The sequence below is a fragment of the Enterobacter sp. ODB01 genome (genome assembly GCF_001623605.1).
Taxonomy (GTDB): Bacteria; Pseudomonadota; Gammaproteobacteria; order Enterobacterales; family Enterobacteriaceae; genus Enterobacter; species Enterobacter kobei.
This window is the reverse complement of the sequence record NZ_CP015227.1, coordinates 3,950,699-3,975,075: the sequence shown is the minus strand read 5'-3', so window position 1 is coordinate 3,975,075 and position 24,377 is coordinate 3,950,699. Positions and strand designations below refer to the sequence as shown.

Sequence of the window (24,377 nt, the reverse complement as noted above, 5' to 3'; positions counted from 1 at the left end):
CGTTCGTTTGCCGACAATTTCAGCAAATCGCTGATTTTATAGCAAATTCGCGCTGAAATTACGCAGCAAATTGCGCCGCCCGCAGGCGGCGCGCAGGATTAGAACAGTACGGAGTAGTTCAGACCAAACGTACGGCCACGGCCTTTATAGGTATACAGACCTGGTGCACCGTAGGTTGGGCTATACAGCCCCGGCGCGCGCTGACCCCAGGCGGTGGTGTAGTCTTTGTCCAGCACGTTTTCCACGCTGAAGCTCACTTTACCCACCGGCAGGGCGTAGCTGCCCAGGAAGTCGACCGTGTTATAGCCATCGATCTTCTTGCCGTCCGCATCTGACACGTCAAAGGTCTGCGTGCTCTGCACGCGCAGGGTCCAGTCGCCCGGCGCCCAGTTGACCCATGCGCTGGCTTTTGACGGGCTGGCGCTGTCTACCGTCAGCTTCTCCCATTTACCGTTTTCGCGGGTTTCAGACTTAATGGCGTTAAAGTTCGCGCCCGTGCTCCAGTCGCTGTCGGTGAAGAAATAGTCCACCTGGCCTTCAATCCCGTAGATACGACGCTTGTCGTCTTCGAGGTTGATGGTCATGTCCGTCTTGTTGATGGTGATCGTTTTGTCCGAGAGCGAGTAGTACGCCGCGACCTGGGTACGCAGGTTATCGCCGGTGTAGCGCCAGCCCAGCTCGTATGCGTTGACCTTGATGCCATCGAGCGTCGAGTCGTTCACGTTCACGCTGTTCAGCAGGCGATAGTGACCGTTGCTGAGCTGATAAGTCCCGGAACCGTAGTACTTCGCCAGATCCGGGATTTCAAAGCCCTGGGAGAAGTTAAACCACAGCTGCTGCTGTTCGGTCAGACGACCGAGGATCCCGGCGTTAAACAGGAAGTTGTTGTAATCGGTTTTCCCGCCCGGCACCGCGTCTGCGGAGGTGGCTTTCCCGGTTGCAATGGCCTGCTGCTGGGCGTAACCCACAAAATCGTCCACCTTGTTTTCGGTGTACTGGTAGCGCACGCCGCCGCTCAGGGTGATGGCGTCAATGTCGTAGCTGGCCTGCAGGAACGGGGCGAGGTTGGTAATGCTGTAACCCGGGTAGCGGCCCACGTTATAGGCATTATCAAGCTCCATGCCGCCGCTCGCCGCTGCTTTGCTCAGATCAAAGAACTGCTGATTGGCATCGAAGGTTTCATGGTCGGCATCCACACCCCAGGTCAGGGTTAAATCATCCACCGGTTTGCTGTTCAGCGTCAGCTTGCCGCCGTAAAAATCGGTTTTCTGCTGCGACGCACCGATGCTGCTCACGACGCCTTTGGTCAGGGTCGGGAAGGGGTAGTAGGTCAGGCTTTCGTCACGATAGTAAATCTGCGCAACCAGATCCTGGCCCCAGAAGTCGGTATTGGAGTATTGCAGGTTAATCAGATGACGCTCGGTACCCGGTATACGGTCAGAATCGAGATTACCTTTGTTATAGGCAGTCGCATCGCCCGTGACCGCCGAGAAGTTTTTCCCGAGGTACAGGCCATGCTTGCCGTCGGACTCGCTCTTATAGTACTGCGTCGTGAGCTGAAGCTGCTGGTGTTCATCAATGTTGAGGGTGCCGGTCCCCATCACATCAATACGGTCGGAATACTGTAAGCCGGTCTGGGTGTTATCAATGATCACCTCGTCGCCGTTGCCGTCATACCAGCCGCCGTAACGCTGATACGACACCGACAGACGACCCGAGGCGTTGTCGTTGCCGCCGCTGACCGCCGCCGACACGTTCTCATCGTGGTCGTTGTGGCTGTTAAAGCCGCTTTTTGCTCCGGTCTGGAACTCAACTTCGGTCTCAGGCTGGCCTTTTTTGGTGACGATGTTCACCAGGCCGCCGGTGCTGCCGCCGCCGTAGAGGGACGTGGCGCCGGAGATCACTTCGATACGGTCAATGTTGAACGGATCGATGGAGTCGAGCTGGCGGCTGTCGCTGCGGGAGGAGTTCAGGCGCACGCCGTCCACCATCACCATCATCGAGCGGCCGCGCAGGTTCATACCGTAGTTGGTACGCCCCTGGCTGCTGACGTCCATGCCCGGGATCAGCTGCGCCAGGACTTCTTTAATCTCCTTTCCGCCCTGAACCTGCTGCTCAATTTCAGACCGTTCAATAACCCACGTGGTCTGCGCCATCTCGGCCACGCTGCGGTGTGCACGGCTGGCGGAGACCACGATATTTTCTTCCTTTTGTTCTTCCGCCCACGCAGAGGTAGAAAGCATTGCAAGCAAGCAAGGATTTAAAACCCAAAGATGAGAACGTTTCATTGTTATGTTGATCCTGATTGTGTGTGTCAGTACTCGGTCGTTTTCTCTAACGCGTTAAAAACCGGGCTGCTGTCCTGGCTGGCGGTGGTGCGCCAGTGGATAACGCCGGGTGTGGTAGCCAGCTCAAATGGCTCGTCAGGATGCGCGCGGTTCAGAATGCGTGCGGCACGCCAGGCCATCAGGCTGAGCTGGGGTTCAGCAATGCCGAGACGGTGCATCCCGGCATTGACGGCAAACAGGCGGTTGCTCTGCGGGCCGTCCCATTCGAGGGTAAAATCGTTGTTGATGCAGAAGGCTTCATCCGCATCCAGATGCAGGCGGTGAGACAGCGGGGCAAGGAACGCAGGCTGCACGGCGCGGTAACCGGTGGCAAAGATCACCACGTCGGTATCCAGCTGTTCGCGACCGCCGTCGAGATGATGCTGTATGCTCAGACGCTGACCGTTTTCCTGACGCGCCAGTGACGTCACCGAGCGGGACGGCAGAAGGTGCGCCCACGGTTTTTCACGCAGCACCTCAAAGCGATGATACATGGCGCGGTAAATTGCCAGCAGGGACTCGGTGGTAATGCCGTCAGAGGTCATCTTCTGCTCGTGCAGCATCTGACGACGGGCCTCTTCGCCGAGCGTGGAGAAGCTGTCCACATACTCCGGCGTGAAGTACTCGTTGGCGAAGGCGGCTTCATCCAGCGCGTTATAATTGTTACGGCGCGACACCCAGTTCAGGCTTAGCGGCTGGCCCCATTCCCCGCGGAAGATATTTAAGAACAGGTCGGCACCGCTCTGGCCGCCACCGACGACGGTCACGCGCTTGCCCGCTAAATTTGGCGTGCGCAGCATCATCTCGCTGGCGTGGAAACATGTGTCGTCCTGCACCGTCACGCAATCCGGGAGGTTAATCTGTTTGCCAATCCCCACGCAGACGTGGCGGGCAAGGAACCGATCCCGCTGGGTCATCACCTCAAACAGACCGCGTGTCTCATCAAAGCTCACCTGCTGCACCTGCTGGCTGAAGGTGAGGTTGGTGAGGTTTTCTGCCGCCCAGCACAGGTAATCGGCAAACTCTTCGCGAGACACCGTGCGCTGTTCGGTGGTCAGGAAGCGGTAGAACTTTTTACGCTGCACCAGGTAGTTCAGAAAGCTGTGGCGGTTGGTGGGCTCTACGGCGCTGACCAGATCCTTCAGGAAGCTGGTCTGCATGTGGCAGTCCGGCACCATCATCCCCGGGTGCCATGAGAAGTGCGGCTTGCGCTCAAGGAACAGCGAGCTAAAACCGTCCAGCCCTTCTGCCAGGGCGGCGATGCTGAGGTTAAACGGGCCAATACCAATGCCGATGAAATCATAGGTTTTCATTGCGCTGACTCCCGGGAGGCCAGAAAAAGAGGGTTATCAAGGTCGGTAACGTAGTTCGGCAGCATGCGGCTGCCGCCGTCATGCTCGGAGAAGGTCAGTTTGACCGGGTTGAGGATCACGCGAATAATTTGCGGCTTAAACAGGTCGAACATCGCGAAACGTTCCGCAAGCTCGGGGTGCGCAGCCATATACCGGCGCAATACCCCCGCCAGGACTTGATAGAAACGGATTTCGCTCACGCCGCATTGCAGGGTGAGACGCGAGATAAAGCGCAGCACCGTTACAAAGTTGCCGGTTTGCAGGTCGTGGATGATGTAATCCGCGCTCAGACGTGCCGTAACGTCCTTCACCTGCGCCGGCAGGCTCTGCGCCTGCGGGAAATCTTCGTCCACCAGACGCATATCACCCTGGAAATCCTTCAGCAGGATGCGCTGCGGCACGTAGTTTTTCATCACCAGCGTCACGTTCTGGCCGTGGGCGATCAGCGCCACGCCATAGCGGCAGAGCAGGTGATAGAACGGGATCACCGTTGCCTCAAACAGCTTTTCCAGCCACGCGTCGGCGCTTAGCCCCGAGCGTTTAATCCACGCGTCGATCAGCGGACGCCCGGCGTTATCGGTTTCCATCAGCGCCGCCATCAGCACCGCCTGTTCACCGTCCTCTAAATAACAGGACGGATTCTCGCGCCAGATCACCCCCAGCATCTCCTGATAGCGGTAGGGCGCTTTCGGTAATGCGGCATAGCCCGGATGCGACAGATATCCGGCGGCGGGTTCACCCAGTACCTGCGCGCCGCAGCGAATCAGCGTGGCGTCAGAGGCGAACTGCTGCTGCAGCCAGCGTGAGGCCAGCGGCCCGGCGGCAATGTATTTGCCCGGAATGCCGCGATAGCAGGAGGTGTTATAGATGGTCAGCGGCAGCTTGATGTCAAACGGCGCGCGACGGCTGGCGTTGGTGAGCGTGCGCAGAGACTGCTGCGCCAGATACTCATCGCCAAATTCGCCCAGCTCCACCATCTCACCGCGCGCCAGCTGCGCCAGGAAGTGAATGGCAATTTTCTGTTGCCACTGCCACGGGTGTAGCGGCACGGGCAGCCAGCTTTCGTCGAGCCCCAGCGCCTGCCAGCGATGCTCAAACCGGACGCGCTCGGCGTTGTCCATGGTACTGGCAAGCAGATTCTGAATGTCGCAATCGGCGTCGCTGCTCCAGACCAGGTGTTCACGCTGAACGGCAACCCAGTGCAGACGAAAACGTCCGCGATACTCAGGTGCGTACTGATGCAGGGCATCCAGCCCCCATCCGCGGCGGCCTTTGTTGAAAATAAACTTAGGATGACCGCTCATCAGACACTGTAATTCATCCGGGTCGAGGTGGATCAGCGCGTCGGCATCCAGCGCTTCACGCGCCTGGAGCAGCTGAATATCACCGCGCAGCGTGGCGTAAAGATCTTCCATATGCTCCGCCGTTTGCGCGTCGCTCATCTCCAGCACGGTCGCCAGCTGCAGCAGCGCGCTTTCCGCTTCCACGGCGGCGCCGCTGGCGGTGGTCAGGGTATCAGGATCGATATGCAGCCAGCCCCAGATCCCGCGCGTGGCGCGAAACTGCCAGGACTCCGTGCCCATGGTGATGCGCCAGCCGTCCGATGAAACCGGCTCAGCGCGCAGGGTACGTTCGTATTCCAGCTCGGCGAGGATCTTCGCCACCATCTCGCGGTTTACTTTCTGCCAGAGCGCGTTCACAGTTCCACCTCATGGAAGAAGCGGTGACGCTCGCTCACGATCAGGCGCGAGCGCTTGTGCGGGAAGTCGAACTCTTTTGCGGTGTCGAAACCGGCGGACGCCAGGTGGCGGAACAGGCGTTGGTTGTCGAAGCGCGGCTCGGCCACAATGCGCGTCGTGCGCGGTTCATCCAGATACAGGTAGTGGCTCAGACCGCGCAGCCAGCTGCGGATGTACTGCGCGCCGCGCCAGCGCTCTTCGCCCACCAGCATATGCAGCCCGCGGTCGAACGGCTGCCAGCGGTAGTGGCGGCCAATGCGGTCTTCAGGTGCCCAGTAGAGTTCAAAGTAGCCGAACGGCTGGTCGTCGAAGCAGCCGATAACCGGGTAGCAGTAGGTCGAGTCAAGCTGACGGCGCAGGTAGTTTTCCTGTTCGGCCTGCGGGCCGGCCATCTCCCAGAAGGCGTTCACGCGCGGGTTGTTCATCCATTGCGTGAATCGTTCGCCATCCAGCGCCACGTCGGCCACGCGGAAGCTCAGCGTGCGTTTAATTTGCGGATCGTAACGGCGATACACCTCACCCTGCGGGCGGCGAGGGCGCTGCGGGAAGTACAGCTGACGGCTCTCATCAAACTGCATACCGTTGCTCGCCTGCGGTCGTTCACCTTTCAGCCAGAGCGGCAATTGCCAGAAGGTTTCACGCGCCAGGTAATCCCCGTGGGCCAGGCTAAACAGCGCCTTTGCCTGAGGTTCATCCTGCCAGGTTGCCCACGGCAGCGTAATGCCGGTCAGCGTGGGGGCGGCGACAAACAGCTGATCCAGCGCTTCCACCAGCCAGCCCGCCGGGATAGCCCCGAGACGCTCCAGCACCGCGCTGCCGTCGAGACCTAACGTCAGCGGCAGCGCGGTATCCGTTGCGGTGCAGCGAAAGCCGAAGCCAGAATGGACGATATTCGCGATGGCCATTACGCCTTCTCCTTGTAGAACGGGTTGCTAAAGTCGAAATAGATCACCGCCGGATCGGCGATGGTGTTTTCGTTGCGATCGTGCAGATAACAGAAGAAGTTGCCTTTGCAGTTCCAGGTCGGACTGTCCAGCACGTAGTCAAGGCAGCGGGTCTGCTTCGCCGTACGGCGCAGCGCGACCAGCGCGTCACGCACGCGCGCCATCAGGCGCTCTTCACTGTCGAAACCGGCGGCGGCAAGGGCGGCAGTCACCGCAAGGGTGGAGTTCAGCAGCAGGTAGTAAGGGAAGTAGCGCAGCAGCTGGCTCTCACCGAAGCGGTTTTCCACGTCAGTTTCACCCTCCTCTTTCAGCCACCCGTCGGCTCCTTCGGTCCAGGCGCTGCCCTGGCAGTCACGGTAGATAAGCCCGACGGGGAAATCCTGCTGCATCTCAACGAGGATATTTTGCTGGTGGGCGAGCAGCACCAGGCCGTAGTCCGCCTCGGCGCTGAACAGGGGAAGTAACACGCGGTCGCAATAGGCGTCCAGCCAGCAGCGTGCGGCCTGAGCGAGGGGTAAATCCAGACGCTGACTCAGACGACGCACTGCCGCAGCCAGCAGGCTGTCACCGCCATCCGGGGCGGCCTGGGTCAGGCTGACCAGCACGTTGGTCTGCGTGTCCGGCGTGTCAAACAGCAGATTGACGCGCAGGGCCATCAGGCTCTCTTCCTGCACCACGCCGTTTTCGTCACGCAACCCCGCCCAGCCGTCTTCCTGCATCACGCGCATCGTCGGGTAGCGTGCCTGAAGCGTTTGCCAGCGTTCCGTTTTCGCCAGGCGCGCCAGGCGCATCCCGCGCTTAACTTCTTTCACCGACAGCGTGCGCACGGAATTGGTCAGGCGCACGCTGAGGGAGAATTTAATCATGTCGCTGTTGGTATCGCTGTACAGCGAGCGGGACGAGCTGGTGGGCAGCCACTGTGCGCCCGCTTCGCCCAGATCCTGCAATGAACCGTTTTCCACCAGACGCTGGCACCAGGCCTGACCCAGCAGATGCTCTGCCTGCCATGGGTGCATAGGCAACAGCCAGCGCGTGTCGGTGAAGTGGCCGAGCAGCTCAGGCGCGCTCTGGGCGGCGAAGCGCAGCAGACGTTCGCGCAGGGAGACGTTCAGGCTGTCACCGGCAATGCGCGTGCTCTCAACGGCAAACCAGCGCAGCGGGAAACGGGAGGCAAAATCAGGCAGATAGCGTCGCGCTTCGGTTTCGTTGAATGGCTCGTGCGACTTCGGTGCCGGGTGAAATGCGTGGCCGACCAGCAGCGCCTGTTCCGCTTCAGCAAACGTCAGCGGTTTATCACGCAGCGTGGACCAGCTGTGGCGCAGGTCGATCGCCTGCCAGGTATGCGCATGACTTTCCAGCACGCGTTGCTTAAAACGCGCCAGCGTATCGGCATCAAGAACGCCTTTTACTGATGGTTTTTCAAGAAGTAAATCAACAAGTTGGGTATATGTGACGGCGTCACCGCAGTCGCTATCGCTCTGGATAAGCGTTGCCGGGAAACAGTACTGATGGTGCTGGGTGGGGGAGAAATAGCGTACCGGAACCCGCAGGGCCTGAGCGGGAGAAAGCGGGATATGAATATGCGCCAGCTCATCCGCAGCGGCTGCGGGGAGATAGCGCCAGTCCGTCGTTTCGCGCAGCAGGGCGTTTAAAAAACACTGGGCCGCAACGTCTGTACCGGCGGAGCGGGGCAGAGTACGCATAGATGTACCTCATTCCATGATTGATAATAATTCTCGTTATGATATTCATTCTATTTACACTCGCAACCATTTTTGCAATATTTGTTTTCATAAACTTCATAATTTCCACACATTTATTGACACTATGTTCACATTCTCATGCGCGCTAATTCAGAAACGCTGACTGAAAACGTCACCTCTAAAGCCAACTGGCCGCTGGCACTCTGTGCAGGTTTATTGGGCATCGGGCAGAACGGTTTACTGGTCATGCTCCCGCAGCTGGTGAACCTGACCGGGCTGTCGCTCTCGGTCTGGGCCGGGCTGTTAATGTTCGGCTCCATGCTTTTTTTACCGGCATCGCCCTGGTGGGGGCGTCAGAGCGAGCGACGCGGCTGTAAGGTCGTGATGGTGGCCTCGCTCAGCGGCTATCTTGCCAGCTTCGCCGTGATGGCCGTGGTGGTCTGGGCAATGGCGGCCGGGTTGCTCCAGAGCACCTGGGGGCTGGCGGGGTTGATCTTTTCGCGCCTGCTCTACGGTTTAACCGTGTCGGGGATGGTGCCTGCCGCCCAGACCTGGGCTATTCAGCGTGCGGGGCTGGACAAACGCATGGCGGCGCTGGCCACCATCAGCTCCGGCCTGAGCTGCGGCCGTCTGCTTGGACCACCGCTGGCAGCAATGATGCTCAGCATTAACCCGGTGGCACCGCTCTGGCTCATGGCGATTGCGCCGTTTATCGCTCTGCTGCTGGTGCTGCGAGAAGTGGCCGACCCTCCGCTGCCGCCGGTGGCGCATCAGGCGACCCGTCTGCAGGTCTCTATGCTGCCGTTCCTGCTGCTGGCGATGCTGCTGGCGGCGCTGGTGAGCCTGATGCAGCTTGGCCTCACGCCGCATCTCAGCCCCTTGCTGGAGGGCAACGCCCGTGAGATCAGCCACCATGTTGCGCTCCTGCTGAGCCTGGCCGCGCTGGCCACGCTCGCGGCGCAATTTTTGATTGTTCGCCCGCAGCACTTCAGCCCGCTGACGTTGCTCTGTATGGCGGCGGTATTGATGGTGGCAGGACTTGGGTTGATGTGTATTGCCGGGCTGGCGCTGTTCTACGTGGGAATTGCTGTCACCTCGCTCGGCGCGGCGATGGCTACACCGGGCTATCAGCTACTGTTGAACGATCGGCTGACCACGGGGAAAGGCGCGGGCGCGATCGCCACCAGCCATACGTTAGGCTACGGCATCAGCGCGCTGCTGGTGCCCGTCGTCACGCGCTTTTTCGGTGAGCAGTATTTAACGATGGCGGCAGGGGGAATGGCGGTGCTGTTTCTCGTACTGAGCATCGGGGTACGGTTAACCGGGCGCACCCCTGTCGAAAAAAATTAATGTACCTGGTGAGGGGAAGGGCCGACCGCCTCATTTTGACGCAGACGCTTAAGCGGATCCTGCTGATAAAACTGGGTAAAACGCTGCCATAGCGCCGGGAAACGCGGGGCGAAGAGTTCGGGGGCGCTGAAGAAGTACTCTGAAAGCACCGCGAAGCACTCTGCGGGATCGGTCGCCGCGTAGGCATCAATGCTGGCGGCACTTTCGCCCACGAGATCGATCTCGTCCTGGATGTTATCCATCGCCGCATGCAGATCGTGCTCCCATCCTGCGACTTCACGCAGCGGGATCAGCGGAACGCCGCTGGCGCGGTCGCCGTTGCGGGTATCCAGCTTATGCGCGACTTCATGAATAATCAGATTAAAGCCTGACGCGTCGAACGAGTCCTGAATGTCGAGCCAGTTCAGGATAATCGGCCCTTGCTGCCAGCTTTGTCCGGACTGTACCACCCGCTGGTTGTGTACCAGGCCGATGTCATCCTCCCACTCATCGTCGACGATGAAGGGCGCCGGGTAGATCAGCACTTCGTGGAAGCCGTCCAGCCACTCGATACCCAGTTCAAGCACCGGCAGGCAGAAAAGCAGGGCGATACGCGCGTTTTTCAGGGGATCCAGCTCGAAGCCCTGCAGAGGAACCAGGCGTTTTTGCTGCAAAAAACGATCCGCCAGCTGAACCAGTTTTGACTGTTCGTCCGGCTGGAGATTCGCCAGAACAGGGATCGCCAGCGCGTCATCCCACGGCAGCGCCATATCCCGGCCAGCCTCATTCGTTTTCCAGGGCCACTTAATCATCGCTTTGCTCGCAAACTCGTCACTTGAACAAAAATGGGAAAGTCAGGTTCAGTTAAGATGCCAGAAAATGGCTTATTTCTACACTTCCAGCCTGAATAAACTATCATTTCGTACAGAGCAGTAGGTAGCGCTTTGCAGGCATCACCTTCATTTTGTGATGTCTGTCGTAGCCTTTATCCGCAGCCCGAGTGAATAAATCAGTCCGGTATTGAAAAGATGAGTGATTTCAAAGGTAACAAGCAGAACCTGCCCAGTCGAGCGTGTTTGCACTGCCAGCGGCCCATGACGTGGCGCAAGAAGTGGGCGAAATGCTGGGATGAGGTCAAATTCTGTTCTGAGCGCTGTCGCAGGAGCCACCGTTGACCGAACTACGCCTGATTCTGGGCGATCAGCTCAATCCACATCACAGCTGGTTTGATACCTGCAGCGCGAATGTCATTTACGTGATGCTGGAACTGCGGGCAGAAACCGCGTATGTCCTTCATCATGCTCAGAAAATCATCGCTATCTTCGCAGCCATGCGCGCGTTTGCCGCTGAGTTAAAAGAGAAGGGGCATCGGGTAAGGTATGTCCGGCTCTCTGAGGGTTCAAATCGCGGCGCGCTGGAAGATAATCTCAACGCGCTTATCGCACATTACCATGCTGGCAGGGTGATGTGGCAGGAGCCCGATGAATGGCGCCTTGATGCGCAGTTGCAGGCGTGGGCGAAAACGGCGACCGTCGAAACGACCTGCGTCAGCAGCGAGCATTTTTTCACCTCCCGGGAGCAGGTGAGCGCGTTCTTTGCATCGCGTAAAAGCTGGCGAATGGAATATTTTTACCGGGAAATGCGTCGTCAGCATGGCGTGCTGTTGACTCCGGAAGGCGAGCCAGAAGGGGGGAAATGGAATTTCGATGCTGAAAACCGCAAGCGCTGGTCCGGTGAACCGCCTGCTCCGGATGACTCTCGCATCTGCCACGATCGCTCAGCATTATGGGAAGAGATCCAACGCTGCGGCGTACGCACCTTTGGCGAACCGCGGGCCAACACTTTTCGCTGGCCAGTCGACCGCGCTGAAGCTAAAGCCCGGCTGGATGCGTTTATTTCGCACGTCCTGCCCCAGTTTGGTAACTGGCAGGATGCAATGCACACGGAAGAACCTTTTCTTTTCCACTCTTTAATTTCATTTGCGCTGAACACTAAAATGCTCAATCCCCGGGAAGTGGTTGCCGCCGCCGAGCAGGCATGGCGCTCGGGTGATGCGCCGTTGCCTGCTGTCGAAGGGTTCATCCGGCAAATTCTTGGCTGGCGGGAGTATGTGCGCGGGATCTACTGGTCGCAAATGCCGGGTTATCGGGAGATGAATGCGTTAGAGCAGCACACCCCGCTGCCGGAGTGGTTCTGGACGGGCAAGACGCAAATGCGCTGCCTGGCGCACGCCATTGGACAGTCGCTCACTGAGGCTTACGCCCACCATATCCAGCGCCTGATGATTATCGGGAATTTTAGCCTGCTCGGCGGTCTCTCGCCGCAGGCGGTACATGAATGGTATCTGGGCGTTTATATTGATGCGTTTGAGTGGGTAGAATTGCCCAATACTCTCGGCATGAGCCAGTTTGGCGATGGCGGTTTACTGGCCAGTAAGCCTTATGTTTCAAGCGCGTCTTACATCCATAAGATGAGTAACTACTGTCAGGGATGTCGGTATCAACACAATCAACGCACCGGCGAGCTGGCGTGTCCCTTCAATGCGCTTTACTGGGATTTCTTTGAGCGTAACCAGGCACGTCTCGGTCACAATCCCCGGCTGGGCATTGTCTTTAAACAACTCGCGGATATGACGGAAGAGGAACGGCACGCTATTGCTGAGCGCGCCGGACACATTCGTCTCAATCTCAACGACCTTTGAACGGCATTCCGACACCGCGCCGGTTGCGGCAGGTTAATAAGCCGTTATTATTTTGGACTTTGTAACGTATTCCCTGACAGGACCGCCAGATACTATGCCCGTGAATTTTGACCTCAACGATCTCTATGCCTTCAGAGCGTTAGTGGAATACGGTAACTTCCGTGTCGCCGCTGAATCTATCTGCCTGTCCCAGTCAGCGCTGAGCCGCAGGATTGAAAAGCTGGAAGCCGCGCTGGGGAACCGACTCTTTGACCGAACCACCCGCCGCGTCTCGCTGACGTTATACGGGCAAAACTTTGCGGAACGCTCCGCGCAGCTGCTCGATAACGTAGAGTCAATGCTGGCTGATGTCGATAAAGCCAGCGAAGAGCGGACGGGGCTGATCACGGTGGCCACGGTACCTTCCGCAGCCTGTTACTTTATGCCCGATGTGATCCGTCGCTTTCAGTCTCGCTATCCGCGCGTTCGCATTAAGCTCATCGACAGCAGCGCGGGCAACGTGATGGACGCCGTGGCCCGAAGCCAGGCGGATTTTGGTATTTGCTTCGCAGGAAACTTGTCGTCTGAAATCGAATTCTTCCCGCTGGTGGAGGATGTGTATGTTGCAGCATGCAGAAAGGATCACCCGCTGGCGCAGAAGAGCCAGCTGACGTGGCAGGCATTTTTTCAGCAGGATTACATCTCTCTCGATAAAACGTCCGGCAATCGCAACCTGCTCGATCGCCTGCTGGGGGATATCATTCCCGAGCGTCCCAGCGTCTGCGAAACGCGTCATGTCACCACGATGCTCGGTATGGTAGAGGCGGGGATCGGCGTTGCTGCCGTTCCCGCCATGTCGATGCCGACGTCAGAGCACACGCTGCTGACCCCTTTGCCGCTGGTGGCGCCTGAGGTGAAGCGTACCGTGGGGCTTATCCGACGCCGGGGGCGCATCCAGTCCTATATTGCGGCTGAGCTTGAAAAACAGATCACCGAGCAGTATCGCCGGACGTAACGGGGATCATCCCCGTCTCGCGGATGACTTCCCTTGAGGGCGGTGAGGCGAGATAGTTCAGCAGCGCTTTTCCCTCCGCGGGATGTTCCGCGTCACGGGTGACCGCGCCAGCGAAGCGCGTGATGTATTGCAAATTATCCGGGATTTTACCGATAAAGGTGACGCCCTGAATCGGCAGCAGCTCGCTGACCTGCTGGAACCCGACGGCGTATTTTCCTTTCGCCACTTCTGATGCGACCGGAATGCGCTCGACTTTTGTCGCTTTGCTCGTCACCTCCTTTTCAATCCCCAGCTTTTTAAACAATTCTTCGCTGACATACCTGCCGCTGGCGCTGTCTGAGTAGGCGATGGAGCGAGCCTGCAGCAGGGTATTACGCAGCGTCTTCTCGCTGCTGATATCAGGGATATCCGCACCTTTTTTCACGACCATGCCGATGGGAGAGTCCGCGAGTTCAGTCCGCGTACCCGGCCGGGTCAGACGGGCCTGTTCAAGCTTCGCCAGTGCATTGCCCACCATAATCACCACGTCGGCTTTCTCTCCGCGCGCGAGCCGGTTTGGGATTGCCTGCGGCGTAGTGCCCATTGAGGGACCGGGGATGATCACAATGTTATCCCCGGTCCGGCGTTCATACTCCGGGGCCAGCTTTTCCAGGGCGGCCTTGAATCCGCCCGAAATCATGACCTTCACGTCCTCTGCGCAGGCATTGACGCTCAGGAACATCGCCGTTAGCGCGATGGCGGTAGAGCGAGACGTACGTTTCATGCGGCCCCCTGTGACTTAACGGTGTTTTGCAGTGATGCCGCGCGGTGACGGTAGAGGTAGAGCGTTGCGAGCAACGCGCAGACCGCCGCAAAGCTCATCCAGTATCCCGGTGAGGCTTTGTCACCCGTGTATTCAATCAGCGCGGTGGACATCACCGGGGTGAAACCGCCAAAGACGGCGGTAGCCAGGCTATAAGCCAGCGAGAACCCCGCCACGCGGACTTCAGCAGGCATGATTTCCGTCAGCGCCGGGATCATCGCGCCGTTATACAGGCCGTAGAGGAAAGAGAGCCACAGCAGGACGCTCAGCATCATGGAGAAGCTGGGGGCCGCCGCCAGCATCGTCAGTGCCGGGTAGCTGGTGGCGAGCGCCAGCAGCGTCATGACAACCAGCACCGGTTTACGCCCGAAGCGGTCCGAGAGGGCTCCACCTATCGGCAGCCAGATGAAGTTAGAGACGGCCACCAGCAGCGTGACAAGCAGGCTGTCCGACGCGCTCAGCATCAGCACTTTTTTGCCGAAGGTTGGCGCGTAAACGGTGATCAGGTAGAACGCGGTAGTGGTCATCGCCACCATCAGCATACCTGCGACCACAACCTGCCAGTTTGTCAGCAGCGTTTTGAAAACCTGGCGCATCGCCAGATGATTGCGCCGTGCGTTGAACGCTTCGGTCTCCTCCAGCTTACGACGCAGGAAAAAGATGAACGGCACGATTAAACAGCCAAACAGAAACGGGATGCGCCAGCCCCACTCGCGAATGGCGCTCTCCTCCATCAGGGCATTCAGGGCAAAGCCCATCGCCGCGGCGACCATAATGGCAACCTGCTGGCTGCCGGACTGCCAGCTGGTGTAAAAACCTTTGCGGCCCGGCGTGGCGATTTCTGCCAGATAGACCGAGACGCCGCCAAGCTCCGCACCGGCGGAAAAGCCCTGCAGCAAACGGCCCGTCAGCACCAGCAGCGGTGCCCACAGCCCAATGCTCTGATACGACGGAATAAGCACAATCAGGAATGTTCCGGCAGCCATGATCGACAAGGTGACAATCAGCCCTTTACGACGACCCACTTTATCGATGTAAGCGCCGAGCACAATAGCGCCGATCGGACGCATCAAAAAGCCCGCGCCAAAGACGGCAAAGGTCATCATCAGCGAGGCAAATTCACTGCTTGCCGGGAAGAAGGTGTGGGCGATATAGGTGGCATAAAAGCCGAACAGAAAGAAGTCGAATTGCTCGAGAAAGTTGCCCGAGGTGACGCGAAAAATCGCGCCCGCTTTCGCACGGACCGTTGCAGGTGAGGTTGAGGAAACCATGATTATCTCCAGTTTTTATCGTGACGTTATGCTCGTCTGTTTTTGAAAACTGGATCAGGAAACGGAAATTAATAAGCGCAAAGAGTGAATGAACTGATGCGCGTTGTGCATCAATGACAGGATGTTGACCAGGATTCACATACCTAACAATAACTTAACAATCGTGTGATTTTTTATTCACGCTAATTCGCTAAGTTGCTGATATCGCTGTTTTGTGACATCGCGCAGAGGAGACGCCAGGCAGCGCCTGGCTCTAAAAATCAGCGCAGCGCGTTCGCGATTGCGCTAAACATTAACGATGCTTCCAGCGGCTGAGCGCTGAAGGACGGTTCCGCCTGCGGCCAGGTGGACCACTGGACGATAACCAGGTTCTCTTTCTGATTCACCATAATCATCTGTCCAAAGATCCCCAGCGCCCAGAGCGACCCTTTAAGTGAATTGTCGACCTTTGGCGCGACGTGGGTGGCATTAACCGGCACTTCGTTGTTCCACCACTGATAGCCATACAACCCGTTCGGATGCGCGGCGGACACCGAACCTTTTGCCTGCGTCCAGTCTGAGGACTGTTTTACCCAGCCTTCGGGCAGGATCTGCTTCCCGCCGGGCAATGTGCCGTTATGAAGGATGAACTGACCGAAGCGGCCCCAGTCTTCCAGCGTGGCGTTAAAGCCGTGGGCGCCGACATCATGCTGGCCTTTGCTGTAGGCATGCCATACGCCGTCGCTGGCCATGCCGTAGGGTTGCCAGATGCGTTTCTCCAGATACGCCGCGAGCGTCATGCCGGTTGCGCGTTCAAGCACGTCACCCAGCAGCCACGCGCCGCCCGAGGAATAGGACCAGTTTTCGCCCGCAGGGTGTGCGCGGTGTAACCCTTTTACTAATGTCCGCACGCAGTCATAGGTGCCCGGTTTGGCTTCGCACTCTGTCAGCTTTGCGAAATCGGATCCCGGATTCGTGTAGTCCTCATTCCACGCCACGCCGGAGGTGTGGGTAATAAGCTGTCTCAGCGTCACACCGTCCCAGGCGGTGCCTTTCAAATCAGGTTCATATTGGGTAATAAGATCGTCGAGGGAGTGGATTTTTCCCTCTTTAATCGCTACCCCAACCAGCGCAGAGACCACCGATTTACCGACAGAGCGTGAGGTCCAGAGCGTGCTGTCGGTATTTCCTTCACCCAGATACTTATAGGCAACGTGGCCGTTTTTTAATACCAGCATGCCGCTGACGTTCTGGCGTTTCAGGTAATCATGGAGATCGTAGGTCTTGCCATTCACCTGATAGCGGGCATCGGTCAGCGGTTTTTCTGCGGCCAGCAACGGCGAGGCGTTGCCGTGATGGAATACGTCGCCCGCATAGTTGCGGTAGTCATTGCGGAAACCCACGACGCGGTCGGCCTGGCTCCAGGTGAGCATCGTATGTGCGTCCGGCAGTTTTGTATCAAAAGGGGCGGGACAGGTGTCGAGAACGGTACCGTTGCAGGCAGCCATGGCGGCAGGAGAGAGAAGGCTGCTGACAATCAGCGCCGCGAGCAGAGTGCGGTGTGTTTTGTTTTTCATGTTTTTCTCGTATGGCTCAGGAAGGACTTCAGTTTACGAACCCGCGGCCTATAATAAAAAACGCGTTATGGGGGAAAATCCCCCGAAAAGATACTGTGGAGGATGGCGTGGCGTCATTGATCTATTCGTTTGCCCAGCTTGAGGCGTTCACCGCCGTGGCTGAACATGGCAGCCTGGTGAAGGCGGCCACTAAACTGGGTAAAGACCGCACGACCTTGCGCGATCTGATTGATTTTCTGGAAGATGGTCTGGGTTACGCGTTGTTCCTGCGCGAGGGGCGGACCCTGCGGTTAACGCTGGAGGGGGAGCAGTTACAGCGGCAGGCGCATCTGTTGATGCGTCAGGTAAAAGCCTTTGAGGCGTTCGCCAGAGCCGTTCCGCAAAGCGCGACGCAGGATATTGCGCTCGTCTACGATCCGTTCACCCCGCGCGCTTTTTTGCAGGCGCTGATAGCAAAAATGGCGAGCCAGAATATTCGGCTGAGCCTGACCAGCACCTCGCGTGATGAAGCAGAAGCGATGCTCGCCAGCGGTGAGGCCGATGTGGGGATCTGTCAGGCACGTAATCGCAGCGTAGGCAATGAGATGGAATGGCGGGCGTTAGGGTCCATTGAGATGGATTTTTACGCCTCGAAAGCGCTGTTCCGGAATAACGGCTCTCCGGTTTCGCTACTCGATCTCTCTCTGGTGCCGCAGGTCATTATGCATGCGGCGTCTGACGAGCCGGTCGCGCGCCGTCTGCAAATCTCCGGACATACCCTTTTTACCAATGAACTTGAGATGCTGCGCGGTCTGCTGGAAAAGGGGTGCGGCTGGGGATTTTTGCCGACGCATCTTCATGCGGCGCAGTGGAAGGATGTAAAAAGGCTGCCCACCGAGGTGGGCAGCCAGGGTATAGCTCAGACGATGGTGACCATCTGGAAACCGGGCAGCGACAAGCGCGGGCTTATCAACGAAACGCTGTCGCTGTTACCGGCGTTGTGGAAGTCCTCAGCGCTGTGAGCAGCCTTTGCACTGTTGATTCTGGATCTGCTGGAAGAAATCGTTACCTTTGTCATCCACCAGGATAAACGCCGGGAAATTTTCCACTTCAATTTTCCAGATGGCTTCCATACCCAGTTCAGGATACGCCACGCACTCCAGGCTCTTAATGCTGTTTTGCGCCAGTACCGCCGCCGGACCGCCAATGCTGCCGAGGTAGAAGCCGCCGTGCTTATGGCAGGCGTCGGTCACCTGCTGGCTGCGGTTGCCCTTCGCCAGCATGATCATGCTCGCACCGTGGGATTGCAGTAAGTCTACGTACGAGTCCATACGTCCCGCGGTGGTCGGGCCGAGTGAGCCAGAGGCGTAACCTTCCGGCGTTTTTGCCGGACCTGCGTAGTAAATCGGATGATCTTTAACGTACTGCGGCAGTTCCTCGCCGTTATCCAGCAGCTCTTTCAGCTTCGCATGGGCAATATCGCGTGCCACGATGATGGTCCCGTTCAGCGACAGTCGGGTAGAGACCGGGTGCGCGGAGAGCTGGGCCAGGATTTCATTCATCGGCTTGTTCAGGTTGATGCTCACCACGTCGCCTTCACCCTGCTGACGCAGTGATTCAGGAATATACTGGCCCGGGTTGTGTTCCAGTTTTTCAATCCAGATCCCGTCGCGGTTGATTTTCGCTTTGATGTTGCGGTCTGCGGAGCAGGAAACCCCCATGCCGATCGGGCAGGACGCGCCGTGGCGCGGCAGGCGAATAACGCGGATGTCGTGGGCAAAATATTTACCGCCAAACTGTGCGCCCAGGCCGAGGTTCTGCGCTTCCTCGAGCAGTTCCTGTTCCAGCTTAACGTCGCGGAACGCCTGGCCATGTTCGTTGCCTTCGGTTGGCAGCGCGTCATAGTAGCGGGTAGAGGCCAGCTTCACGGTTTTCAGCGTGGCTTCTGCGGAGGTACCGCCGATCACAAACGCGATATGGTAAGGCGGGCAGGCGGCGGTGCCGAGCGTGCGCATCTTCTCAACGAGATAGTTTTTCAGCTTCGCCGGGACGATCAGCGCTTTGGTTTCCTGATAGAGATAGGTTTTATTCGCGGAACCGCCGCCTTTTGCCATGCACAGGAATTTGTACTCATCACCGTCCACGCTGTAGAGGTCAATCTGCGCGGGCAGGTTGGTGCCGGTATTCACCTCTTTATACATATCCAGCGCGGCGTTCTGGGAATAACGCAGGTTGTCTTCAATGTAGGTGTTATACACGCCCTGGCTCAGGGCGGCTTCGTCACCGCCGCCGGTCCAGACGCGCTGGCCTTTCTTGCCCATGATGATCGCGGTGCCGGTATCCTGACAGGTCGGCAGGACGCCTTTTGCGGCAATTTCAGAGTTGCGCAGGAACTGCAGGGCGACGTACTTATCGTTCTGGCTGGCTTCCGGGTCGTTAAGAATGGCGGCAACCTGTTTCTGATGAGAAGGACGCAGCATAAAGGCGGCATCGTGGAAGGCCTGCTGCGCCAGCAGCGTCAGGGCTTGCGGCTCGACTTTCAGGATTTCCTGCCCCTCGAACTCGGCAACGGAAACGTGCTCTTTGGTGAGCAGATAATATTCTGTGTCGTCATGGGAAAGAGGGAAGGGGTTCTGGTAGATAAACGGTTTGTTTGACATAGCTTGCTCCACAAAAATAAAACCGCCGGAGGAAGACCCCGGCGGTCAGAAATCAGAACATCATCGACATCCACGGATAACCAATCAGCAGCAGGGCCGCCAGGAAGATGGCACCGAAGATAGTGCCCAGGCGCCAGTAGTCTTTGGTTGGCAGGTAGCCGCTACCGTAGTAAATCGGGCTTGGGCCGGTACCGTATGGGGTGATGATCCCCATTACACCCAGCGAGGTCACCATCAGCAGGACGAACACTTCCATATTCATGCCCGGAATGGTGGAGGCGATGGTCAGCATCGCGGGCAGCAGCGCGGTGGTGTGTGCGGTGGTGCTGGCAAACAGGTAGTGCAGCAGGTAGAACGCCAGCAGCAGGACGATAGTCGCCACGCCCGGAGAGATACCGCTCATCAGCAGACCGCCTTCTTTACCTAACCAGCTGATAAAGCCGGTAGAGGAGAGGCCATCCGCCAGCGCCACCAGGGTGGCGAACCAGACGAAGGTGTTCCATGCGGCTTTGTTACCGGTGATATCGTTCCACTCCAGCACACCGGTCCACAGCATCAGACCGACAATTAACAGGGCAGCCATGGCCGGTTCAATCCACGCCGCGGCGAAGATCCACATCAGTAACGCACAGCACACGAAGACCAGCAGCAGGATCTCATTGCGCGACAGTTTGCCAAGTTTTTCCAGCTCGCGGGTCGCCCACAGCGGTACTTCGTTATTCACTTTCACTTCAGGCGGGTAGAACCAGTAGGCCAGCAGCGGCATGGTCAGAATCAACAGGATGCCCAGCGGCAGGAACGCGAGGAACCAGGTGCCCCAGGAGATATCAATCCCAACGGTGCTTTTCACCAGCGCCAGCGCCAGCAGGTTCGGCGCCAGAGCGGAGAGGAACATAGAACTGGTGATACAGGCTGCGGTGATAGCCACCCACATCAGATAAGAACCAATTTTGCGCGCGCTTGGGTCGTTGGGTTTTGAGCCGTACAGCGGCGGCAGGTTAGCGATAATCGGGTAGATGGTCCCGCCGCTGCGCGCCGTGTTGGACGGGGTAAACGGTGCCAGCAGCAGGTCTGCAAAGGTAATAGCATACCCGAGCGTCAGGCTGCGACGGCCGAGATATTTTACCAGAATCAGCGCCAGACGGCGGCCGAAGCGGGTTTTGTCATAGCCTGCGGCAAACATAAAGGCACCGAAAATCAACCAGACCGTTGAGTTACCGAACCCGCTCACCGCCCATTTGAAGGAGGCGCCTGCCAGCTTGAATTTTGGATCTGCCAGCTGGTCCGGGCTGAAGAGCACCCACTGGCTACACAGCGCAATGGCGACCACGCCGGTCAGGCCAATCACCGCGCCAGGTAGTGGTTCGAAGATCAGCCCGACGATCACGCCAACGAAGATAGCGAAGTAGTGCCACGCGTAAGGCGGTAAACCTTCCGGTACCGGAACAAACAGCAGCAGTACGGCGACGATGACGGGCAACGCCATCATCAGCAGTCGTTTCGCTTTTCCATTTGATGCCTGGTTCGCCACTGGGGGCGTTACAGCAGTTTTTGTATTCATAGTTTCACGTCTTAAGTTGTCAAAAATTCGGTAGTGCAGAAAAAACCAAATGTGTTTTTTAAGTTTCTTTGCTTTTTTTAGTTATTAAAGGTGCGGTTTGGTTTTTTCATTAATAACGAATTAACGCCTTTCTGTGTGCGTTAAATTAAAAATTGATGATGTTTTTATATTGCTCTTTTGGATGCTGCAACTATTGATCAGGATCAAAAAACAGAAGTGCAGCGTTATTTTTGTGCTTTTATTAATAACCACTCTGGCGTATGGGGTTATTATTTATTTTTATCGCTTTCTTTATCATTCTTGTAACAATTCAAAATCTGGTATTCTTTTTATTGTTTGATTTTATTGATATTTTTATGGTTAAGTGAAATTGGTATGACCAATATTTATTTAACGTATTTTAAATTATTGTGAACGGGTGAATTATTATCACTAACACCATTGTGTTATTTCTGTTATCTCAGGGATTAAATAGTTTTTTAACTAACGTAATGGCTTTAGAAACTAAAAAAATCATTATATTAGTATCATGACATCGGCAAATAACAACCAATTTAAAAATTAAACCCGATAACGAATTCTTAATTTTAAAAGTTTGGAGTTTCTATTATGAGCACTAACGAACGCATTCTTAGCCCCTTCACATTACCGAATGGCACTGAACTGAAAAACCGTTTGTTAATGGCCCCGATGACCACCTGTACCGGCTACTATGACGGTACTGTCACCAGTGAGCTGGTGGAGTACTACCGGGCTCGCTCCGGCAGCATCGGTACCATCATCGTGGAGTGCTGCTTCGTTGACGATCTCGGTCTCGCCTTCCCGGGCGCCATCGGTATTGATAACGACGAGAAAATTGCCGGGCTGGCGAAAATCGCAGAGGCGATTAAATCCAAAGGTTCGAAAGCGCTGCTGCAGATCTACCACGGCGGCCGTATGGTTGACCCAAAACTGATTGGTGGCCGTACCCCGGTTGGCCCAAGCGCGGTGGCCGCACCGCGTGACGGTGCCGCAACGCCGGTTGCACTGACCGCCGAAGAAGTAGAAGGAATGATCGGCAAGTTTGGGGAAGCTGTGCGTCGCGCCATTCAGGCCGGTTTCGACGGCGTGGAAATCCACGGGGCCAATACCTACCTGATTCAGCAGTTCTACTCACCGAACTCTAACCAGCGCGATGACGAGTGGGGCGGCAGCCGCGACAACCGCGCGAAGTTCCCGCTGGCCGTGCTGGACATTACGCACAAAATGGTGCGCCAGTACGCGGATGATGCCTTCATCATTGGTTACCGCTTCTCCCCTGAAGAGCTGGAAGTCCCGGGCATCCGTTTTGAAGATACCATGTACCTGCTGGAGAAACTGGCCGCGTGCGGCGTGGATTACCTGCACTTCTCCGTCGGTGCAACTCTGCGTCCTTCGATTGTTGACACCCAGGACCCGACCCCGCTCATCGAAAAATACTGCGCGATGCGTTCAGAAACGCTGGCGCAGGTTCCGGTCATGGGCGTGGGCGGCGTGGTGAATGCTTCAGACGTGAATGACGCGCTGGACCACGGTTACGACCTGATTGCCGTTGGCCGCGCCACCATCGCTTATCCGGACTGGACAGACCGCATTGCGGCTGGCGAAAGCCTTGAACTGTTTATGGACAGCACCAAACGCGAGGAGCTGAGCATTCCGGAACCGCTGTGGCGTTTCTCGCTGGTGGAAGCGATGATCCGCGACATGAGCATGGGCGAGTCTAAATTCAAACCGGGTACCTTCATCGAGAAAGTGCAGGACGACGCTAACGAGCTGGTGATTAACGTCAGCCTGGAAACCGACCGCATTGCGGACATCGCGCTGGCCTCCGGCCCAAGCGAAGACGTTGAGTTTGTGACCAGCTTCGAAGAGATCCGCACCCGCATTCTGGATGCCAACACCCCGCACGTGGATGCCATCACCGGCGCAACCAGCCAGAGTGAAGCGGTGAAAAAAGCGGTTTCTAAAGCGATGCTGAAATCCAGTAAAGCGCTGGCGGCAGAGGAGGGCGTTGACCCGAACGAAACCCGCAGCGTTGACGTGGTTGTCGTGGGCAGCGGCGGTGCCGGTCTGGCGGCGGCGATTCAGGCGCACGACGAAGGCGCAAGCGTGCTGATTGTCGAGAAAATGCCAACCATCGGCGGTAACACCATCAAAGCGTCTGCCGGGATGAACGCCGCTGAAACTCGCTTCCAGCGCGTGAAGGGTATTCAGGACAGCAAAGAACTGTTCTACCAGGAAAGCCTGAAAGGCGGCGGTAACAAGAACAACCCGGAACTGCTGCGTCGCTTTGTCGAGAACGCACCGGAAGCAATTGAGTGGCTGGCAACCCGCGGCATTATGCTCAACGATATCACCACCACCGGCGGGATGAGCATCGACCGTACTCACCGTCCAAAAGACGGTTCTGCAGTAGGCGGCTATCTGATCAGCGGTCTGGTGCGTAACGTCAACAAACGCAACATCGAGGTGATGCTGGATACCTCCGTCAGTGACATTATTTTCGAAAACGGCGAAGTGACCGGCGTGCGCCTGACGACCGAAGAGAATGAAACCGTCATCGTGGCAACCAAAAGCGTGATTGTGGCGACCGGCGGCTTCAGCGCCAACAGCCAGATGGTGGTGAAATACCGTCCGGATCTGGAAGGATTCGTCACCACCAACCATAAAGGGGCCACCGGCGGCGGTATAGCGCTGCTGGAGCGCATCGGGGCGGGCACCGTGGATATGGGCGAAATTCAGATTCACCCCACCGTGGAGCAGAAAACCTCGTACCTGATTTCCGAATCCATCCGCGGCGGCGGGGCGATTCTGGTCAATCAGAAAGGGGAGCGCTTCTACAACGAAATGTCGACCCGCGACAAAGTCTCCGCGCAGATCATCGCGCTGCCAGAGAAATACGCTTACATCGTCTTTGATGAACACGTACGCGCCAAAAACAAAGCTGCGGATGAGTACATCGCCAAAGGGTTCGTGACCAGCGCCAGCTCACCAAAAGCCCTGGCCGAAGCGCTGGGCATGGATCATCACGCCTTCCTGGCAACGCTGGAACGCTACAACGGCTTTGTCGAGAAACAGCACGACGATGATTTTGGCCGTACCACCGCGCTGCGTGCGCCAATCAATGAAGGGCCGTTCTACGCCATTCAGATTGCGCCGGGCGTGCACCACACCATGGGCGGTGTGACCATCAACACTGAAACCTGCGTGCTGGACAGCAACCACAACGTGCTGCCAGGGGCATTTGCTGCGGGTGAAGTGGTCGGCGGGATCCACGGCGGTAACCGTATCGGCGGTAACGCGGTGGCAGACATCATTATTTTTGGTACCCTTGCCGGACATCAGGCGGCGATGCGCGCAAAAATGGCATAAAGCACCTGTGTTGTAGGCCGGATAAACGCAACGTTATCCGGCGATTTCCCCGGCGGCGCGGTGCTTGCC

General features: G+C 57.3%; 17 protein-coding genes. 6 read left to right on the top strand and 11 right to left on the bottom strand.

Going from position 1 to position 24,377, the window contains the following annotated elements; genetic code table 11:
- Positions 1-98: 98 nt before the first annotated feature.
- The 5 genes from A4308_RS19005 to A4308_RS18985 are packed head-to-tail and all read right to left on the bottom strand — an operon-like array spanning position 99 to position 8,065.
- Positions 99-2,288: a TonB-dependent siderophore receptor gene (locus A4308_RS19005; protein WP_045281560.1), complete on the bottom strand. Its 2,190-nt coding sequence runs from the start codon at positions 2,286-2,288 to the stop codon at positions 99-101.
- A gap of 26 nt (positions 2,289-2,314) precedes the next feature.
- Entirely contained in the window at positions 2,315-3,640 is a 1,326-nt protein-coding gene (locus A4308_RS19000) for a lysine N(6)-hydroxylase/L-ornithine N(5)-oxygenase family protein (RefSeq protein WP_045281559.1), read from the bottom strand.
- Positions 3,637-5,379: an IucA/IucC family protein gene (iucC, locus tag A4308_RS18995; RefSeq protein ID WP_045281558.1), complete on the bottom strand. Its 1,743-nt coding sequence runs from the start codon at positions 5,377-5,379 to the stop codon at positions 3,637-3,639. The genes A4308_RS19000 and iucC overlap by 4 nt, the downstream gene beginning before the upstream one ends.
- Positions 5,376-6,323 carry a GNAT family N-acetyltransferase gene (locus A4308_RS18990; RefSeq protein ID WP_045281557.1) on the bottom strand — a complete coding sequence of 316 codons (948 nt, stop codon included), beginning with the start codon at positions 6,321-6,323 and terminating at the stop codon, positions 5,376-5,378. Before A4308_RS18990 ends, iucC begins: the two co-directional genes overlap by 4 nt.
- Positions 6,323-8,065 carry an IucA/IucC family protein gene (locus A4308_RS18985; RefSeq protein ID WP_045281556.1) on the bottom strand — a complete coding sequence of 581 codons (1,743 nt, stop codon included), beginning with the start codon at positions 8,063-8,065 and terminating at the stop codon, positions 6,323-6,325. Before A4308_RS18985 ends, A4308_RS18990 begins: the two co-directional genes overlap by 1 nt.
- Before the next feature lie 138 nt (positions 8,066-8,203).
- Between A4308_RS18985 and A4308_RS18980 the strand changes: the two genes are divergently transcribed.
- Positions 8,204-9,415: an MFS transporter gene (locus A4308_RS18980; RefSeq protein WP_045281555.1), complete on the top strand. Its 1,212-nt coding sequence runs from the start codon at positions 8,204-8,206 to the stop codon at positions 9,413-9,415.
- Here A4308_RS18980 and mtfA read toward each other — a convergent pair.
- The gene (gene mtfA, locus A4308_RS18975; protein WP_014884426.1) at positions 9,412-10,206 is read right to left on the bottom strand and encodes a DgsA anti-repressor MtfA; all 795 of its coding nucleotides are present in this window, start codon (positions 10,204-10,206) and stop codon (positions 9,412-9,414) included. The two genes, A4308_RS18980 and mtfA, sit on opposite strands and share 4 nt — an antisense overlap.
- 216 nt (positions 10,207-10,422) lie before the next feature.
- On the opposite strand from mtfA, the gene A4308_RS22115 reads away from it, so the two are divergent.
- From A4308_RS22115 to A4308_RS18965, 3 genes are all read left to right on the top strand, one after another.
- The gene (locus tag A4308_RS22115; RefSeq protein WP_071890883.1) at positions 10,423-10,569 is read left to right on the top strand and encodes a DUF2256 domain-containing protein; all 147 of its coding nucleotides are present in this window, start codon (positions 10,423-10,425) and stop codon (positions 10,567-10,569) included.
- Entirely contained in the window at positions 10,566-12,095 is a 1,530-nt protein-coding gene (locus A4308_RS18970) for a cryptochrome/photolyase family protein (protein WP_108444076.1), read from the top strand. Before A4308_RS22115 ends, A4308_RS18970 begins: the two co-directional genes overlap by 4 nt.
- A gap of 94 nt (positions 12,096-12,189) precedes the next feature.
- Positions 12,190-13,089, top strand: coding sequence for a LysR family transcriptional regulator (locus A4308_RS18965; protein WP_045281553.1), 900 nt, complete (start codon positions 12,190-12,192; stop codon positions 13,087-13,089).
- Here A4308_RS18965 and A4308_RS18960 read toward each other — a convergent pair.
- The 3 genes from A4308_RS18960 to A4308_RS18950 form a co-directional block, all read right to left on the bottom strand.
- Complete coding sequence (locus A4308_RS18960; RefSeq protein WP_045281552.1) at positions 13,064-13,852, bottom strand: substrate-binding domain-containing protein; 789 nt, start codon at positions 13,850-13,852, stop codon at positions 13,064-13,066. The two genes, A4308_RS18965 and A4308_RS18960, sit on opposite strands and share 26 nt — an antisense overlap.
- Complete coding sequence (locus A4308_RS18955; RefSeq protein ID WP_045281551.1) at positions 13,849-15,162, bottom strand: MFS transporter; 1,314 nt, start codon at positions 15,160-15,162, stop codon at positions 13,849-13,851. The genes A4308_RS18960 and A4308_RS18955 overlap by 4 nt, the downstream gene beginning before the upstream one ends.
- Positions 15,163-15,422: 260 nt before the next feature.
- Complete coding sequence (locus A4308_RS18950; RefSeq protein WP_045281550.1) at positions 15,423-16,718, bottom strand: serine hydrolase domain-containing protein; 1,296 nt, start codon at positions 16,716-16,718, stop codon at positions 15,423-15,425.
- Between the two features lie 95 nt (positions 16,719-16,813).
- Here A4308_RS18950 and A4308_RS18945 point away from each other — a divergent pair, with 95 nt between their 5' ends.
- Positions 16,814-17,719: a LysR family transcriptional regulator gene (locus A4308_RS18945; protein ID WP_045281549.1), complete on the top strand. Its 906-nt coding sequence runs from the start codon at positions 16,814-16,816 to the stop codon at positions 17,717-17,719.
- Here the strand turns inward: A4308_RS18945 and fumA are convergent.
- Entirely contained in the window at positions 17,708-19,357 is a 1,650-nt protein-coding gene (fumA, locus tag A4308_RS18940) for a class I fumarate hydratase FumA (protein WP_045281548.1), read from the bottom strand. The two genes, A4308_RS18945 and fumA, sit on opposite strands and share 12 nt — an antisense overlap.
- A 52-nt stretch (positions 19,358-19,409) precedes the next feature.
- Positions 19,410-20,918 carry an anion permease gene (locus tag A4308_RS18935; RefSeq protein ID WP_014884418.1) on the bottom strand — a complete coding sequence of 503 codons (1,509 nt, stop codon included), beginning with the start codon at positions 20,916-20,918 and terminating at the stop codon, positions 19,410-19,412.
- A gap of 609 nt (positions 20,919-21,527) precedes the next feature.
- Here A4308_RS18935 and A4308_RS18930 point away from each other — a divergent pair.
- Complete coding sequence (locus A4308_RS18930; RefSeq protein ID WP_032636108.1) at positions 21,528-24,308, top strand: flavocytochrome c; 2,781 nt, start codon at positions 21,528-21,530, stop codon at positions 24,306-24,308.
- The last annotated feature ends 69 nt before the right edge of the window (positions 24,309-24,377 follow it).

What these genes read in the sequence shown, in the direction of transcription:
- A4308_RS19005 (WP_045281560.1), bottom strand. Translation starts at nt 2,288, where the DNA reads ATGAAACGTTCTCATCTTTGGGTTTTAAATCCTTGCTTGCTTGCAATG.
- A4308_RS19000 (WP_045281559.1), bottom strand. Translation starts at nt 3,640, where the DNA reads ATGAAAACCTATGATTTCATCGGCATTGGTATTGGCCCGTTTAACCTC.
- A4308_RS18990 (WP_045281557.1), bottom strand. Translation starts at nt 6,323, where the DNA reads ATGGCCATCGCGAATATCGTCCATTCTGGCTTCGGCTTTCGCTGCACC.
- A4308_RS18985 (WP_045281556.1), bottom strand. Translation starts at nt 8,065, where the DNA reads ATGCGTACTCTGCCCCGCTCCGCCGGTACAGACGTTGCGGCCCAGTGT.
- A4308_RS18980 (WP_045281555.1), top strand. Translation starts at nt 8,204, where the DNA reads ATGCGCGCTAATTCAGAAACGCTGACTGAAAACGTCACCTCTAAAGCC.
- mtfA (WP_014884426.1), bottom strand. Translation starts at nt 10,206, where the DNA reads ATGATTAAGTGGCCCTGGAAAACGAATGAGGCTGGCCGGGATATGGCG.
- A4308_RS22115 (WP_071890883.1), top strand. Translation starts at nt 10,423, where the DNA reads ATGAGTGATTTCAAAGGTAACAAGCAGAACCTGCCCAGTCGAGCGTGT.
- A4308_RS18965 (WP_045281553.1), top strand. Translation starts at nt 12,190, where the DNA reads ATGCCCGTGAATTTTGACCTCAACGATCTCTATGCCTTCAGAGCGTTA.
- A4308_RS18960 (WP_045281552.1), bottom strand. Translation starts at nt 13,852, where the DNA reads ATGAAACGTACGTCTCGCTCTACCGCCATCGCGCTAACGGCGATGTTC.
- A4308_RS18955 (WP_045281551.1), bottom strand. Translation starts at nt 15,162, where the DNA reads ATGGTTTCCTCAACCTCACCTGCAACGGTCCGTGCGAAAGCGGGCGCG.
- A4308_RS18950 (WP_045281550.1), bottom strand. Translation starts at nt 16,718, where the DNA reads ATGAAAAACAAAACACACCGCACTCTGCTCGCGGCGCTGATTGTCAGC.
- fumA (WP_045281548.1), bottom strand. Translation starts at nt 19,357, where the DNA reads ATGTCAAACAAACCGTTTATCTACCAGAACCCCTTCCCTCTTTCCCAT.
- A4308_RS18935 (WP_014884418.1), bottom strand. Translation starts at nt 20,918, where the DNA reads ATGAATACAAAAACTGCTGTAACGCCCCCAGTGGCGAACCAGGCATCA.
- A4308_RS18930 (WP_032636108.1), top strand. Translation starts at nt 21,528, where the DNA reads ATGAGCACTAACGAACGCATTCTTAGCCCCTTCACATTACCGAATGGC.